Annotated in this window: 14 protein-coding genes and 2 pseudogenes; 7 read left to right on the top strand and 9 right to left on the bottom strand. The window is 56.8% G+C overall.

Going from position 1 to position 15320, the window contains the following annotated elements; genetic code table 11:
• Nucleotides 1-37 precede the first annotated feature (37 nt).
• The 4 genes from AC3ISG_RS06495 to AC3ISG_RS06480 all read left to right on the top strand — a co-directional run bounded on the left by AC3ISG_RS06495 (nt 38) and on the right by AC3ISG_RS06480 (nt 4032).
• Nucleotides 38-1024: a 2-hydroxyacid dehydrogenase gene (locus AC3ISG_RS06495; RefSeq protein ID WP_489298784.1), complete on the top strand. Its 987-nt coding sequence runs from the start codon at nt 38-40 to the stop codon at nt 1022-1024.
• 85 nt (nt 1025-1109) lie between these two features.
• A complete protein-coding gene (locus AC3ISG_RS06490) occupies nt 1110-1547 on the top strand; it encodes a hypothetical protein (RefSeq protein WP_272632001.1) in 438 nt (145 codons plus the stop codon).
• Complete coding sequence (locus AC3ISG_RS06485) at nt 1544-1948, top strand: META domain-containing protein (RefSeq protein ID WP_489298783.1); 405 nt, start codon at nt 1544-1546, stop codon at nt 1946-1948. The genes AC3ISG_RS06490 and AC3ISG_RS06485 overlap by 4 nt, the downstream gene beginning before the upstream one ends.
• Before the next feature lie 164 nt (nt 1949-2112).
• On the top strand, nt 2113-4032 hold the full coding sequence (locus tag AC3ISG_RS06480) for an ATP-binding protein (protein ID WP_489298782.1): 1920 nt from the start codon (nt 2113-2115) through the stop codon (nt 4030-4032).
• Between the two features lie 29 nt (nt 4033-4061).
• Here the strand turns inward: AC3ISG_RS06480 and AC3ISG_RS06475 are convergent, their stop codons facing one another.
• The 4 genes from AC3ISG_RS06475 to AC3ISG_RS06460 all read right to left on the bottom strand — a co-directional run bounded on the left by AC3ISG_RS06475 (nt 4062) and on the right by AC3ISG_RS06460 (nt 9449).
• Entirely contained in the window at nt 4062-4616 is a 555-nt protein-coding gene (locus tag AC3ISG_RS06475) for an ankyrin repeat domain-containing protein (RefSeq protein WP_489298781.1), read from the bottom strand.
• 69 nt (nt 4617-4685) lie between these two features.
• Nucleotides 4686-6212, bottom strand: a complete 1527-nt coding sequence (gene katB, locus AC3ISG_RS06470; RefSeq protein WP_489298780.1) for a catalase KatB — start codon at nt 6210-6212, stop codon at nt 4686-4688.
• Between the two features lie 113 nt (nt 6213-6325).
• Entirely contained in the window at nt 6326-7453 is a 1128-nt protein-coding gene (locus AC3ISG_RS06465; protein ID WP_122535715.1) for an acyltransferase family protein, read from the bottom strand.
• Nucleotides 7454-7637: 184 nt separating this feature from the next.
• The gene (locus tag AC3ISG_RS06460) at nt 7638-9449 is read right to left on the bottom strand and encodes an ABC transporter ATP-binding protein (protein ID WP_489298779.1); all 1812 of its coding nucleotides are present in this window, start codon (nt 9447-9449) and stop codon (nt 7638-7640) included.
• 244 nt (nt 9450-9693) lie between these two features.
• On the opposite strand from AC3ISG_RS06460, the gene AC3ISG_RS06455 reads away from it, so the two are divergent.
• Nucleotides 9694-10071 (top strand): response regulator, encoded by a 378-nt coding sequence (locus tag AC3ISG_RS06455; protein ID WP_074892304.1) that lies wholly within the window; start codon nt 9694-9696, stop codon nt 10069-10071.
• A gap of 28 nt (nt 10072-10099) precedes the next feature.
• Here AC3ISG_RS06455 and AC3ISG_RS06450 read toward each other — a convergent pair whose 3' ends face one another.
• Together AC3ISG_RS06450 and AC3ISG_RS06445 are read right to left on the bottom strand one after the other, a co-directional pair.
• Nucleotides 10100-10540, bottom strand: coding sequence for a DUF421 domain-containing protein (locus AC3ISG_RS06450; protein ID WP_122622233.1), 441 nt, complete (start codon nt 10538-10540; stop codon nt 10100-10102).
• A 7-nt stretch (nt 10541-10547) separates the two neighbouring features.
• Complete coding sequence (locus AC3ISG_RS06445; protein WP_489298778.1) at nt 10548-11060, bottom strand: hypothetical protein; 513 nt, start codon at nt 11058-11060, stop codon at nt 10548-10550.
• Nucleotides 11061-11387: 327 nt separating this feature from the next.
• On the opposite strand from AC3ISG_RS06445, the gene AC3ISG_RS06440 reads away from it, so the two are divergent.
• Nucleotides 11388-11927, top strand: coding sequence for a hypothetical protein (locus AC3ISG_RS06440; protein WP_489298777.1), 540 nt, complete (start codon nt 11388-11390; stop codon nt 11925-11927).
• Nucleotides 11928-12053: 126 nt separating this feature from the next.
• Nucleotides 12054-13193, top strand: coding sequence for a potassium channel family protein (locus AC3ISG_RS06435; protein ID WP_489298776.1), 1140 nt, complete (start codon nt 12054-12056; stop codon nt 13191-13193).
• Between the two features lie 112 nt (nt 13194-13305).
• Here AC3ISG_RS06435 and AC3ISG_RS06430 read toward each other — a convergent pair.
• From AC3ISG_RS06430 to AC3ISG_RS06420, 3 genes and pseudogenes are all read right to left on the bottom strand, one after another.
• A pseudogene (locus tag AC3ISG_RS06430) lies at nt 13306-13494 on the bottom strand (PH domain-containing protein); the annotation flags it as partial.
• A gap of 313 nt (nt 13495-13807) precedes the next feature.
• Nucleotides 13808-14020 (bottom strand): annotated as a pseudogene (locus AC3ISG_RS06425) (hypothetical protein); the annotation flags it as partial.
• 128 nt (nt 14021-14148) lie between these two features.
• Entirely contained in the window at nt 14149-15183 is a 1035-nt protein-coding gene (locus AC3ISG_RS06420) for a S1 family peptidase (RefSeq protein WP_489298775.1), read from the bottom strand.
• Between the last annotated feature and the right edge of the window lie 137 nt (nt 15184-15320).

Genomic DNA, 15320 nt, shown 5'->3' with positions numbered 1-15320 from the left:
CGATAGCCATATGTCAGGCCATATACAAGGAGCAACCATGCGCACGCTTGTCTACAGCAGCCAGACCTACGACCGCGAGAGCTTTCTTGGCGCGCAGGTCGCGGCGGACATCGAACTGCATTTCCAGCCCGCGCGCTTGACGCTGGACACCGTTGCGCTGGCTGATCAGTACGAAGTGGTCTGTGCGTTTATCAACGACGACCTGAGCGCGCCGGTGCTTGAACAATTGGCAGCAGGCGGTACCAAACTGATTGCGCTGCGCTCGGCCGGTTTCAATCACGTCGACCTCGCCGTCGCCCGGCGCCTGGGCCTCAGTGTCGTGCGGGTTCCGGCCTATTCGCCCCATGCCGTCGCCGAACATGCGGTGGCGTTGATTCTCTCGTTGAACCGCCATCTGCACCGCGCCTACAACCGCACCCGCGACGGCGATTTCAGCCTGCACGGCCTGACCGGTTTCGATCTGGTGGGCAAAACCGTCGGCGTGGTCGGCACCGGGCAGATCGGTGCAACGTTCGCAAGGATCATGGCGGGTTTCGGTTGCCGGTTGCTGGCTTACGATCCGTACCCGAACCCGGTAGTCGAAGCGCTGGGCGCCCGCTATCTGCCCCTCGACGAACTGCTCGCCGAAGCGCAGATCATCAGCCTGCATTGCCCGCTCAACGAGCACACCCGGCACCTGATCAACCCGGATTCGTTGGCGCGCATGCAGCACGGCGCGATGCTGATCAACACCGGGCGCGGCGCGTTGGTGAACACGCCGGCGCTGATCGACGCGCTCAAGAGCGGCCAGCTGGGCTACCTCGGGCTGGACGTCTATGAAGAGGAAGCGCAGCTGTTTTTCGAGGACCGCTCGGACCTGCCGCTGCAGGACGATGTGCTGGCACGACTGCTAACATTCCCCAACGTGGTGATCACCGCCCATCAGGCATTTCTGACCAGAGAAGCCCTCGGCGCCATCGCTCAGACTACGCTGGATAACATCACCGGCTGGGCGGCGGGCAGCCCGCAGAATCTGGTGCAGTGAACCCGTTCTCCGCCGATCCCGGGCCGGTCGGCAGCGAGAATCCCCTCTCTAAAGTGTTAGCATGCGCGCCTATTTGGAGACCCCCATGGCCGAACACGATTTCCGTTACAGCATGCTCACCCCGCAACACACCCTGATCGAATGCCGCAGTCTGGCCGTCGGTCGTTACCAAGTGACCGGCAACGGCGGCTCGATCAAGCCCGACGACGTGCTGCTGGTTACCGTCAAAGGCAGCAAAGAGCTGTTCATGCGACTGAACGTGGAAAAAGTCCGTCACCTGATCAACCCGACCGGTCAGTGGGTGGCCGTCGCCAACGGCCCGGCGTTCACCGAGCTTGCGATCCATCAGTGGAAGGTGAACTGCAACGACTGCGGCAAAGAGCGCGACATCGAATTCATGGTCGACGGCAAGGACGGCAAAAAAGCCCTCAAGCCTGCCGCCACTGCGCGCATCGAGGAGCTGGGCTGGAAGGTCGTCGGCGAGAACCACCTCTGCCCTGCCTGCGCGAAGAAAACCGCATGAAACCGTTTTTGCTGACACTGCTGGCGGCCATGCTGCTGACGGCATGCGCCACCGAAACCCCTGCACTCAAGCAAGACCACGGCTACGTGCTGGAATGGATCGGTGAACGGCCGTTGATCGACAACAGCCACCTGACCATGACCCTCGGCAACGACGGTCGCGCCTACGGCAATGCCGGCTGCAACCACTGGTTCGCGTCGTACCAGCTGCAGGGTGATGCGATCAGCTTCGGCCCGGTCGGCAGCACCCGCAAACTGTGCGCGCCGGCTTTGATGGAGCAGGAACATCGGTTCCTTGAAGCGATGGGCAAGGTGCAGCGGTGGGATGTGTCGCCCATCGAGCAATTGCGCCTCTGGCCTGCCCAGGGCAAACCGTTGCGGTTCTGGCTGGAAGAGGACTGACTGGATTAGCAAAAGGCCAGCGCCTTGCTGCCCATAGAGCCGGATGCCATAGGCCGCTCAAGCAGCCTGCGCTTTGGCCGATAAGCCTTACATCGTAATCCCTCCTTTTTATGCAGCGCTGGCTATGCGTACCCGAGAGTGCGGAGCTGACCCTTGGAGCCCACTTGATCAGTATTTTGTCATCGCGCCTTGAGCTGGTTCGACGCTTTGCCCGCACTCGGCGGAGCAAACTGGCCCGTTATGCGGGCGCACTTCTGATAGTGACGCTGTGCTGCGCGCTTCGCTCGCTGCTTCCTTTTACAGCCCTGCCCTACTTGTTTTTCATTCCCGGGTTGATGTTTGTCGGCTTCTGCTTCGGGGTCGGGCCATCCGCTTTTGGTTGCGTGCTGGCGGTGCTCGCCGCGCAATTTTTTTTCATCGGTCAGATCGGTTTCAACGATGGGTTTGCGGCTTGGGCCAGCAGCGCGAGCTTCGCACTGGTGACGTTCGGCATGTCAGTCATCTGCGCATTGTTCCAGAAGAGTTTGAACGCGCTCTCCGATCTCAATGAGCGTCTGGAGCTTGAGGTTGAGCGCCGCACTCTGGAGCGCGATGGCATCTGGAATGTCTCCCCCGACCTGATCTGCATGCTGTCCGAACGTGGCGAAGTCGTTGCGATGAATCCCTCCTGGCAAAGCGAGACCGGACACGCCGAACATGCCCTCAAAGATGGGGCATTTTTCAACTTTATCTCGCCTTCGCAATTGTCCGATGCCTTGAACAGACTCAGCGAGGTGCCGGTCGCTGAGCTCGATAGTCAGGGCCCGCGCAGCAATGGACAGCCGTTGCATCTGAACTGGCGAATTGCACGTCGCGAGGGGCATTACTTCGCGGTAGCCCGAGACATCTCTCTGCAAAAAGAACGCGAGCAAGCATTCGAAGAGGTCAGATCACAATTACAGCAAAGTCAAAAAATGGAAGCGGTCGGTCAGCTGACCGGCGGCCTGGCCCATGACTTCAATAACCTGCTGACGGTGATCACCAGTAGCCTGGACATGCTCGAACAACGGCTTGCCCAGGGCAGGCACGCTGAACTTCCACGATACGTGGGTCTGGCCCGCAATGCCTCCGATCGCGCCGCCTCCCTCACCCATCGTCTGTTGGCCTATGCCAGGCGCCAGACGTTGGCGAGTACGGTGATCGATCCGGCTTTGTTGGTTCAGGAAATGGAGGACCTGATCAGCAGGACGCTGACCCCTCGTATAGAACTCGAGGTACTGGCGGCCAGGGACGCGGTGCTGTGCTTTTGCGACGCGCATCAGTTGGAAAATGCGCTACTGAACCTGTGCATCAATGCACGCGACGCCATGCCGCAAGGTGGCCGCCTACAGATTGAAGTCACCCCGGTGCGCATCGAACCGACGCAAGCAACCGGGACGCTGGGCGCAGGTGGATATGCACGCTTCAGTGTCAGGGATACCGGGACAGGTATGCCGCGCAGCGTTCTCGAGCGTGCGTTCGATCCGTTCTTCACGACCAAGCCACTGGGTTCCGGCACTGGCCTGGGCCTATCGATGGTGCATGGCTTTGCCCGACAATCATCCGGGGACGTCCAGATTGAGTCGCAGGTAGGCAAAGGCACGACGGTGAACCTGTTTCTGCCTTTGCATCAAGGCACGGCACCGGCAGCCGGTGCCGCCTCGCCAGCGGCGGCGGAGGACAAGGCTCACACGCTGAGCGGGTCGATATTAGTGGTCGACGATGAGGATGCCATCCGCGATCTGATCAGCGAAACACTCTTGGACATGGGCTATCAGGTCGCCAAGGCGGCAACCGCTGCGCAGGCGCTGCATCAGCTAGAGCGACTGCCTGAGGTCAGCCTGCTCATCACCGATATCGGCTTGGCGGGCGGCATGAGTGGCGATGAATTAGCCGTAGCCGCGCTGGATGCGCGGCCCACGCTCAAGGTCTTGTTCATCTCCGGTTTCGCCGAAAACAGCATCCCTGCGATCGCCTTGAAAAGCGGCCAGACTGAATTGCTGCTCAAGCCTTTCGCTATGAATCATCTCAAGACGCTGACCCGGCAATTACTGACGTCAGGCTGAAGGCGCCGACTTGCAGCGCCTGCAAGCAGTTATCGTGTCGTCGGCAACGGCTGGAACTCGCCGCGCTCCAGATTTTGCACCTGGTTGCCCATCGCGTCCGTGGCATTAAGATCCGCGCCTTTTGCGGCCAGTGCGTCTAGAACATCCTTGCGATGGAACAGCGCCGCGTACATCGCTGCTGTCTGACCCGCGTTATTGCGTTGATCGGGCGCGCAGTTCGCGGCGACCAGTTGCCGGGCGATGGTGAGCTCGCCTTTGAAGATCGCCCCCATCAATGCCGTATTGCCTCGCAGATCTTTGGCGCAGGGATCGGCGCCAGCGTCCAGCAGCTGGGTCACGGCAGGTTGTTGGCCGTGGTAAGCGGCAAGAATCAGGGCGGTATAGCCTTTTTCGTCCTGGACGTTCAGGTCGAATTTGGCATTGATAAATTCGTTGAGCATCTCCTGGCGGCCGTCTCGGGCGGCCTGGAAAAACAGCTCCTTGAGTTGTGCCTGGGTATCGGCGGTGCTGCCGGTGTCTGACGGGGCGGCGTGGACTACGCTTGCCGTCAGACACAGCAACAGCCCATAAAGGGTTTTGCGCATGTGATGTCCTCCAAAAGGTGATGCCCTCCAAAACCTCGGCCCGCTGTGCAAACGGGCCGAGGTGGTCGGTCAGTCCTTCAGTGCCGCGGCCAGTTGCTTGACCTTGGCCAAGTCGCCATTGGCAACCTTGGTCACGCCGGTGCCGTATTCCGGATCCGCCTTGTAGAGGAACGACAGCATGATGTTCTTGCTTTCGGTGTCGGTGGTCGCCAGGGATTCACCGAAGCTCTGAATCAGGTCCTTGCGGTCCTTCTCGCTGTAGGAGCGGTACAAGTCGCCCGCCTGCTTGAAGTTCTGCTCTTTCTGGATCTTCGCCTGCTGCGTGCTGCCGGACAAAGGCAGTTGGCTGTAGCGCGCCTCTTCAACCGCTGGACGCGGATTGAGTCGGCTTGGCTCGTAGTTCACGCCGGTGGTGGTGTGGCCGGTATTGAGCGGGCCGTCCTGGTTGCCGTTATTGACCTTGACCCGTGGTGCGTTGATCGGAAGGCTCAACACGTTAGGTCCCACGCGATAGAGCTGCGTGTCAGCGTAGGAAAACACCCGGCCTTGCAGCAAACGGTCTTCCGAAGGCTCGATACCCGGCACCACGTTGGCCGGTGCCATGGCGACCTGCTCGGTCTCCTGGAAATAGTTATCCACGTTCTTGTTCAGGACCATCTGGCCGATTTTGCGCTCGGGAACATTGGGCCAGATTTTCGTGGCGTCCAGCGGGTCGAAGTCGAACTTCGCCAGGTCCGCAGGCTTGACCACCTGGACGTACAGGTCCCACTTCGGAAAGTCGCCCTTGTTGATGGCGCCAACCAGATCGTGGGTCAGGTGGCTGTAGTCCTTGGACTGCACTTCAGCGACCTGCTTGGGATCGAGGTTTTTCAGGCCCTGCAGGCTCTTCCAGTGAAATTTCACATAGTTCACTTCACCCTTGGCGTTCACCAGTTTGTAGGCGTGCACACCGTTGCCATCCATGGTGCGATAGCTGGCGGGGGTGCCTTCGTTGGAGTACAGCAAGGTCAACGTGCGCGTGGCTTCCGGGACGTGGGAGAAGAAGTCGAAGCGTCGCGAATCGTCATCCAGGTTGGTGCGCGGGTCAGGCTTGAAGGCGTGGACCATGTCGGGGAACTTGATCGCATCGCGGATGAAAAACGTCGGGAAGTTATTACCGACCAAGTCCCAATTGCCGTCGGCGGTGTAGAACTTGGTGGCGAAGCCGCGCGGGTCACGCAGGGTTTCAGGGGAGTGGTTGCCGTGGACAACGGCGGAGAACCGCACGAACACCGGGGTGTGCTCGCCCTTGCGGAAGACCGTGGCCTTGCTCAGATCAGAGGCATCGTCGGAAGCAACGAATTCGCCATGCACGCCAGTTCCGCGAGCATGCACGACACGCTCCGGAATGCGTTCGCGATCAAAGCGCTGAAGTTTTTGCAGCAATTGCACATCTTGCAGGAGAACCGGGCCGTTTGGGCCGGCGGTTTGAGAGTTCTGGTTGTCGCCAACGGCGGCGCCATTGTCGCGGGTCAGGGTGTCAGCGTACGCGGCAGAACTGACCATCAGGCTCGCGCCAATCAGGCTGGCCGCGATAGGGGATCGGGGTAAGTACATCTCGGTCTCTCTCTCTGTTTTTGGTTGTTCTGAGAGTGAAAGCCTACGGCTAGAGCCCGCGATTGCTGAATTGGTTCTGACTATGTGTTTGATAAATTTATAAACATTGACGGTCAGCGCGCAGAAGTCACCACCCTGCGCCGCAATAACTGCCTGCCCACCGCCTGCCCTCTGAGCTCGACATAGTGATAGGTCGCGCTGGAAATCGTCGCCACCACCGTCAAAATCAGCAGTAGGAGCAGGTTATTCAGCCAGACATGCCCGGTGTCCAAATAGCGGATATCACCCAGCATTGGCGCGGCTTCAAAACCGGTTTTTTTCTGCACCACCATGAAAGCCGAAATCACGAAGAACAGCACGGCCAGATGGGTTAAGTAAATGGAGTAGGACAACCGCCCAAGGCGAGCGAAGAATTCGTGCTTGAGCACGCGCGACAGCGCCCCGCCATCGAAGGCAAACAGCACGATGGTCACACAGAACACCGCGCTGGCCGCCAGGACTTTTTGCGGCATTTCCGAGGTCAGCACCCACCAGATGGCGATTGCTGCCAAGGCTTCCAGCACGCTGAGTAGTGCAAAGCCAGGCGCTATCCAACCTCTCAGGCGACTGAAAAAGGCGTAGGCCAGTGCCCCGGCAAAGAAGCAGCCCACGCCTTTTTGCGCGTAGACGGTCAGTACATCGATCTGGCGGTAAAGCAGCGCAAATCCGCTGAAGGCAATGAATGTCCACAGCAGGTATCGCCGAGTAGACGCCATGAGCACGGTGGCGGCGAAGAGCATGTAGGTCCAGTACTCGATGCTGATGCTCCAGGACGCTGTGTTGAATGACAGGTTTTCCGTCAGGTGCGTCCAGCTCTGCAGCAGCAGGAGATTGGGCAGAATCTGCGACGGCGCGTAAATGCCGGTGAAGGGCGTCTGGTTGAAGGACAAACCTCGTCTGTAGGCGGCGTACTTGAGGCATTCCAGGGCAACGAATACCGCGAGCATGAAAACATGCAGGGGTAGCAGGCGAAAGGTGCGCGAAACCAGAAAGTGGCTGAAGTCCAGTTGGCGCTTACTACCGTAGGCATGGGCCATGACGAAGCCGCTGAGGACGAAGAAAAACTCGACGAACAGGTCGGCGTTGGAGAAGAACGCCCACTCCGTGATGCTGCCGACGACATGGGTATGGTAGAGGACGACCGCTATTGCGCAGATACCTCGCAGGCTGTCCAGCGCGTGAAATCGTGTCACGTCCTGCATGTAAACCCCCGATAAGTTGCCATCGCTCGAAAGCGCCTAAAGCAACCCATCGGGTTCGGTCGCGTACTGCCTAAGGCAGAACCTTAGTGCAGGAACGGTTTTGTGCAAGGGTGGTGGTCGAAGACTTTTTGAGGCGTGGCGGCAGGGGTCTGTTGAAGGCCCCTGTCCAGATGCGAAAGTGGGCCTACCGATAACCACGCGCCTGGATGTCGAACAGGCTGGCATAGCGCCCGCCGCCAGCCATCAGTTGCACATGGCTGCCTTGTTCTAGAATCCGGCCCTGATCCAGCACGATGATGTGATCAGCGTTGCGCACGCTGGAGAATCGGTGAGAGATCAGCAACGTCATGCGCCCCTTGGCGTACTCGCGGAAGTGCTCGAATACGGCAGCCTCGGCCGCAGCGTCGAGGGCGGCCGTCGGCTCGTCCAGAATCAGCAGATCAGCCTCACGGCGCATGTAGGCCCGCGACAGCGCCAGCTTTTGCCATTGCCCACCGGACAGTTCCTGCCCACCGGCGAACCAGCGCCCCAACTGCGTGTGATAGCCGTTGCTCAAGCGTTCGATGAAGTCGGCGGCGATCCCTTGAGTGGCCGCATCGCGCCAACGCTCCTGGTCATCGAACGCGTCGACGTCACCCACCCCAAGGTTTTCGCCGACTGTCATCTGGTAACGGATGTAATCCTGAAAGATCACCCCGGTGCGCTGGTGCAGGGCCTGTTCGTCCCAGTCCTGCAAATCGCTGCCGTCCAGCAGGATCCGGCCTTCGTCAGGCGTATAGAGTCGAGTGAGCAACTTGATCAATGTGGTTTTACCCGAGCCGTTTTCGCCCACCAGGGCCAGGCTCATGCCGGGCGTCAGGTGCAGGCTGATGTCGCTGAGCGTGGGCTGCGCGGCACCCGGGTAGCGGAAACCCAGGCCCTCGCAGCGCAGGCCGTCGCCCGGGCGTGCACCGGCCTTCAACGTGCCACGTGCATCTGCCACGGGCACCTCAAGGTATTCGTAGAGGTCAGACAGGTAGAGGCCGTCCTCGTACAAACCGGCAATCGCGCTGAGGCTGGCCGTGATGGCGACCTGGCCTTGTTTGAACAGGACCAGGTACATCGTCATCTGCCCCAGTGTGGTCTGACCGCGCACGGTGTCCAGTACCACCCAGGCGTAAGCCACGTAAAACGCGGCAGTGCCCAACAATCCGAGGGCAAAGCCCCAAACGTCGCGTCGCACGGTGAGCCGGCGGTCTTCGGCGTACAGGCGGGTGAAATTGTCGCGATAGCGTTGCAGCAACAACGGCGCCATGCCGAAAAGCTTCACTTCCTTGGTGTGCGACTCATGGGACAGTAATGCTTCCAGGTAATTTTGCTGGCGGGTTTCCGGGGCGCGGCGCTGAAACAGGCGGAAGGCATTACCGGAAAAATGCGTCTCGGCGAAGAACACCGGCAGCGCACCGAGCACCAGGATCAGCAACGCCCAGGGGGAAAAATGCACCAGCAGCACCGCAAAGCTGACCAGCGAGATCAGGTTTTGCGTCAGCCCCAGGCCTTTTGTGACGAGGCCCAGGGGCCGGGTCGATGCATCGCGGCGCACGCGCACCAACTTGTCATACAAGGCCGAGTCCTCGAACTGCAGCAGCGACAAGGTCTGGGCCTTTTCCAGGATCATCAGGTTGACCTTCTGCCCCAACTGCACCCGCAGCAACGCTTGTTGCATTGAAAGCGCCCGTTGCGCCGCGGCCAGCAACGCCAATACGCCCGCTTCGGCCAACACGTACCGCAGGACAGGCCATACCGGCGCCTGGCTGCCATTGGCGTGGATCTGCATCGCCTGAACCACCGCATCGACAATCCGCTGGCCGATCCAGGCGGCCAGCGCGGGCAATATACCGGCGATCAGCGTCGCCAGGATCAAACCGCTGAACAATGGCCGGGAAGTCGCCCAGACCAGGCCGACCGCCCTGCCGCTCTGGGTTGAAAATGCAGTCAAACGATTAAACAACGACATTAAAGGCGCAGGCTCCGGGTTGTCAGCGACAGGGGATTGTACGGGCTCGTTCGGCAGGATTCGCCGGTCTTGTTGATCGCTATCCCGATATTCAAGGGCGATTCAGGCTTTGCACAGAACTCGCGGCACTCAGTTATAGCCGTCTACCGGGCAATAAGATCTGAGCTACGGCTGTATCGGAAGTGGGAACCAGAAGACAGCAGCCCAGTCCAACTGCACGACGAACCAGCATGGACACAGGACAGTGTTATCAACCGTTTTAGTGGTGGAAGATGACTGGCTCATCCGCAGTTTGATCCATGAAATTTTAGAGACCGAAGGCTTCGAGGTGGTAACAGCAGAGACAGGCGACGACGCCTGGGACTGGTTGTGCGAGACCTCGGGAGGGGCCGATCTCATCTTGTCCGACATCCATATGCCGGGTGGGCTGAGCGGTATCGGGCTGGCTAATCGGGTGCAGGCTCATTGGCCCCGGATACCTGTGATCCTGTCCTCCGGGGGACGAGGGCAACAAATTCTGGAGTCTGGATACGCGCCCCTTTTCATCCCTAAACCCTGGCATTCCCAAGACATAGGGACGATTTGTCGACGTGCATTAGCCTTGGCAATTAACCGAGAGTGATCCTGCCGATCCCAGGCCGGGCAGATGATCAGGCGGGGATGATCGAAATCTTGCCGTTTCGCTCCAGGATCGCGTACTTGATCTGCTCCACTCGCTCGAAGCCCTTCTCTATCCTTGCAGCTTCCAGGATGTCATCTTCCTGGATGCGCGCCTCATGCATGCGATGCCGCAGGAAAGCGCCGTTTTCAACGACAATCGTCGGCCCCCCATCGATCAGCTTGGCCAAGCGTTTGGAGCGGCGCTTGACGAGGGAAAGCCCGATGTCGATCACCATCAAGGTCACGATGACCAGAATCGCATTGGTCACGGAGAAGTCATCGCCCAGCAGTGCTTGTTGGGTGGCTTCGCCAATGACCATCAGCAGCACGAAATCAAACGACGTCAGCTCCCCCAACGATCGTCGGCCAGAAATCTTGAAGAGCACCATTAGTGCCAGATAAATCGCACCCGCGCGTAGTACGGCGTCCATTGAGCACCTATGGGTAGATGAACTGAGTGACGGGAATGTGGCCGCCGCCAACGATACCGATCCGACTTTTAAACAGCCCGATGCCGTTGCTGCGCCATGAAATAAAGAGTGTGACGTGACCGCTCTTGTCGGTCGGGAACGTAAGGCTCAAACCATCAGGACTGCCCATGGAGCTGACCGGCTGCGGCTGGATAGACTCGATGCTGAAGCCATCCAGCATCGGCTTGCCAATGGACAGCGTGACCTCTTTGCCCGGCTGCCCCGTTGCCTGAACGACCATGGGATTGGTTCCGCCGCCTCGGTGGAAACGCTCGTATTCCACCGTCAGATCACCCTGCTCACTCACCGCTTCGACTGTGCTGAGCGGGCCTCGGGAAAACAGGCCAAGCAACGTCAGGATGACAACCGCCGTCAGCACATACCAGCCAACCCTCTGGAACTTCCAGACTTTGCGCTGCAGCGCCATGTCCTCGGCCACGGGGTATTCACGGTCCTGCATTTCCTGCTCTAAGAGGCTCATACGCATCACTCGTCGGGACTAGCGATGTGACTGCTTTGATCTGTGGGAAGTTCTGGTGCGGTAAGCGTGCGCTGCTGATTGCGTGGGAGGTTAGAGACGCTGAACTGGTTTTTGGATTCGGCGCTTTGATGAGGTTGGGGCTGCTTTGGGTCGATTACTGCCCGTCACGAACGGCAGAAATCGATGGAATGCGTGAAAAATGTAACCCGCTTTTGCAGTATTTCCTCTGTAAATCGACAGAGTCAGGTGTCAGCCGCTACGGATTACTTTAAGGTGGTGGCTCTTTGCTACTCGCAAACAGCTCGTTAATTTCTCCAGGATGCGAAAATGAAGCGTATCGAGCGCGATTTCATCACTCCCTTCAATTGCATTTGCTATCAGGACTTCCCGGTAAACATCGACAATGATCTTACCAACCGCGCCGGTTGTACCATCGATATCGGGGTGGTTATACGCCAATGCGCCAAGCTGCTCGGTACACATTCCTACCTCGAACAAGGCGGGCGCACCGATGCTGTTTTGAAATACCCCGACCAGCCCCTCCTGTCCAACGTCGAGTGGGAGTGGGTGCAATCTCATAACGACAAAGGCAACGAAATTGAAAAGCTGCTGAAAGCACGTGAAAGCGCTGCATTTTCGAACTTTGTGTCCTATAGAACTAGGAAGAAATTAAGCGACGCCATCGAGAAAATGTCAATGCTTTGGGCCGAGGTCAGTACGCCATTGATTTTCTTTGTGGTGACTTTTGAATCGGCTGGGCGTTCTCGGCAATTTTCCAAATGTGGCGATCATAAGAAAATTCACTCGCAACCGAAATTATCGTGGCAGTTTGAGCGCGCTCGATTTAACAGCGCCGAAGAAAATTAATATATTTTGTTGAGCTGGATTATTTGTATGCATTCGTCTTACCTTCGCCATCGAATGGCGAGGCTTGGCACGAAGTTGAGATCTGAGAAATTGAGACAAAAATTTCAATCGTCAATGAGGTTGTAATTGAAAAATTTAAAAGAGCTGAAACCTTCGATTGACTTTACAGCGCTAGAGAGTCCGCACCAGAAAAGTGCTCATACTACTTTTTTTGGTCGCGTAGTGGAAAGAGCCTCTTACTTTGACTTGTTCGCTTTTGCCATGATTGTGCTGGCTGTATCTGCCGCATACTATTGCTTCGGTCCGGACTGCCAAACATTAAATGTGAAGGAAATAAGTTATTCAGGCGCTGTTTACTTTTCTCTTGTGACGGCGACTTCGTTGGGGTATGGGGATATTTCACCCATTGGGTTTGGTCGCGTAGTCGCCTCCCTAGATGTACTTCTTGGCTTGTCGGTCGTAGCTATATTCGTCGGAAAAATAGCATCTGAGCGTCAGCAGTCAGTATTGTATCTTTTATATACTAGTGATGCGCAGCGCAGGATAAATGATTACTCAATAAGATTCTATGATTTAAGAGTTGCGCTTCTGAGCGCGCTCGATTCTGAAGATGAAGTGGCTTTAAAAGATATTACTAAAGACTTGGCGTCACGGTTCGAAATTATTAATAAGTATCTATTTTTTAACTTGAATCAGGGTAAGTTTTTAGAGTTGGGCAGTGGCAGTGCTCTGCAGGCACTTTATCATGAGTTTGAAATGATACAGCAGGCGTGTATAGCGATACATAAAAGAAAGCCTTCTGAGGTTGTGGCGCGCAGGACACTGATGTTGGCTGGACGCTTGTGTGGCCTAATGAGGTTGCTTTATATGTTTCATGCGGATGCAAATAACAAGTCGTCTTATAGTGTTGCTTTTTTCAGATGGTTGTTGAGTTTCTGCCAAATAGAATATGAGGTGTCTGACGTTACATCGGCCGTTAAGGTTCTTGAGATTTATGGCAGGATTGAGAAAGAGAGGGAGCTTTTGAGGGAGTGGGTTAGAGTGACTGTGACTCCTGCCATGCTTGCTTCAGTGCATAAAGCTTCTCCTTCTGGACCTGTTGCACAATGGCCAAAATCAATTCACAAATTAATCGCTGAGGAGTTAGATATATCTAATAATTTAGCGCAGCGTTGTTTAGATGAACTTTTGGCTTCCTCGAAGCTTCCAAAGCACAATATGGATGAATGCAGCGCCAAACTAGCAATCAAAAGTCCTGTGGCTTGATGGTGTGGGGGCGGGCCTCTTCGCGAGCAAGCCCGCTCCCACAGTGCACCAGTTGAATCGTGTAGGCAGAAAATATGACCTTGGCACTCTAAGGTCTTTTTTTGCCCGCCGATCAGCCCAGCAGCTGCTTGGAAATCAACCGCGAGATTTCAACAATCGAAGTCTTCCCGGTGAATTCAAACTTCACTTTCCCCAACGACGAAAAATAAAACTCCAGCTCCGAATCCAGATCAAACGTCCCGGAAGTCTGCACCGAGTACGCCACAATATTTTTGTATGGCAACAAGATGAAGTCCTTCTTGCACCGGTAGCGCCCGCGCTAAGGGCGTTCAACTGCTGCTCGGCCAAACAAAGCTGGAGAGCACCGTTCGATATTTGGGGATCGAGGTCGATGATGCCTTGGAAATGGCGGGACAGACCGAGGTTTGACTATGCATAGCGACGGTTGACCTCAGGCCGTCGCTGATCGACCCAAAGCTGTCCCGCACCACAGAGATCAAACGGCCTGAAATGGATTCGCAAACCACACCTCCACACATCTCACTCTGACGTGAGTGCAGCGTTCAGACTGGGTCACTGGCCAGCACGTTGCGTGTTCACCGTCAGCACATGCGTCAATGCAAACAACATATCCTGGCGAGAGTACACCTAGGCTCTGTATGAAAAAAATGTAGCAAACACCGCATGGAACAAGCCAGCGAGACCATGGCGGGCATAGCTCTTAGCGAGCTTGTCGAAGCGAGTCACGATCCTGCGGCCTCTTTCAGTCAGCCGTACATGCGCTCAATGATGTTGCGCTGTAGGTACTTGGGCCTATCAAGCAGTCTTGATTAGCTAGGCTTACGCTTCCTCTAGCGCATATCTTCCAGCTTTGCTGCGCATGAGAGGCGCTCTAAAACGCCAAAGGGCCCTACACTAAAGGCCCTGTGCTTAATCCCCGAATAACAGCTGCTGTTTATGCCCCTATATAATTTTTAGAGCCGATTTTGTGCGCAATTTTTATGATGCTGAAGGGTTGGGCCAGAGTATCACCCGCTAAAGTGGCGTCCTGTTCGTTGGCGTATACGCTAACCGGATCGCTCCCCACTTCAAGAAACACGCCCCAACACACCTGCCAGCCGGGCTCATCAAGGCTAGGTGCAAACACCTGGATTTCGTGGCTTCTACCCAGATCTACCGCGAACCCACGGCCAGGGAGGTCTTGTTCGGCTCGGACCGAGCGGCTGACGATACCAACGACTTCTCCTGCTTGGTTGAAAACGGGACCTCCGCTCATGCCGGGGGGCCAATCGGAGTCAACGACAAAAACTGGGCTAGGGGTGGAGGTGCCTACGCCATTAGGAAACACCTCAAGAATTTTGCCATACGTGCCGTACATCCCTTCTGAAAGGAGCATCCGCTGCGAGTCCTCGTTCAACTCGGAAAGGTTCAGCTCGGGGTACCCAATAGCGAGGACCAACTCACCTACCTTGGGCTTCCAGTTGTTTACGCGCACCTTCAACGTTTGGGGGGCGCGAACGCCCGGGCCAAGTGGGGAAGCCTGCATTACCGCGAGGTCCATGGCGACTTTGCGCTCCGGCTTCCCTAACAAAAAGCCGAAGGGGTTTTCGGAATCCATAGTAGGAAAATGAGCGCCTGTGGTAGGCACAAAACAGGCGGGAGGAATGATGGCTTTGCCATATACCAAGGCGTGCATGCCCAGGAAAAGGATCGGGCTGCTGTTTTTATCGTAGTCGATAAAGTCGATGACATGATGGGCGGTGAGGAAGGTGCCAAATTCATTGATGTTGAACGCGGTGCCCAGCCCATAGATGCTTCCCGTAACGTCTCGCCGAAACACGGGTACGACGGCATTTCTCAGTCCGAATGGGTCCTGGATTCTGAAAGAGTGAAAAGGTCGTTCTAAATCCGGGACCAGAGGGTAGCCCTTGTTGTTCGACGAACCTTCCATCTCACAGGTTTCAATCACGAATGGTACGAAGTGTTCCACGGCGACTCCTATAGGCGATCCTGTCCATAGCTTCGCAGCTGTATGCTGGATGCTCGGCCAGTTGGGTCCAGCGTAAGCGGCAGAGACTGCGCGCAGCAAGGGCCGCCGCCCAGAATGATCTGGCGGCAGGCCAAACT

Source organism: Pseudomonas sp. GL_135 (assembly GCF_057834665.1).
The sequence above is the reverse complement of the archived record's forward strand: the minus strand, read 5'-3'. Positions and strand labels throughout refer to the sequence as shown.

Bases quoted from the DNA above. Each gene is read 5' to 3' on its own strand.
- AC3ISG_RS06465 (WP_122535715.1), bottom strand. From the start codon at position 7,453: ATGCAGGACGTGACACGATTTCACGCGCTGGACAGCCTGCGAGGTATC.
- AC3ISG_RS06450 (WP_122622233.1), bottom strand. From the start codon at position 10,540: ATGGACGCCGTACTACGCGCGGGTGCGATTTATCTGGCACTAATGGTG.
- katB (WP_489298780.1), bottom strand. From the start codon at position 6,212: ATGTACTTACCCCGATCCCCTATCGCGGCCAGCCTGATTGGCGCGAGC.
- AC3ISG_RS06485 (WP_489298783.1), top strand. From the start codon at position 1,544: ATGAAACCGTTTTTGCTGACACTGCTGGCGGCCATGCTGCTGACGGCA.
- AC3ISG_RS06460 (WP_489298779.1), bottom strand. From the start codon at position 9,449: ATGTCGTTGTTTAATCGTTTGACTGCATTTTCAACCCAGAGCGGCAGG.
- AC3ISG_RS06445 (WP_489298778.1), bottom strand. From the start codon at position 11,060: ATGAGCCTCTTAGAGCAGGAAATGCAGGACCGTGAATACCCCGTGGCC.
- AC3ISG_RS06495 (WP_489298784.1), top strand. From the start codon at position 38: ATGCGCACGCTTGTCTACAGCAGCCAGACCTACGACCGCGAGAGCTTT.
- AC3ISG_RS06475 (WP_489298781.1), bottom strand. From the start codon at position 4,616: ATGCGCAAAACCCTTTATGGGCTGTTGCTGTGTCTGACGGCAAGCGTA.
- AC3ISG_RS06440 (WP_489298777.1), top strand. From the start codon at position 11,388: ATGAAGCGTATCGAGCGCGATTTCATCACTCCCTTCAATTGCATTTGC.
- AC3ISG_RS06490 (WP_272632001.1), top strand. From the start codon at position 1,110: ATGGCCGAACACGATTTCCGTTACAGCATGCTCACCCCGCAACACACC.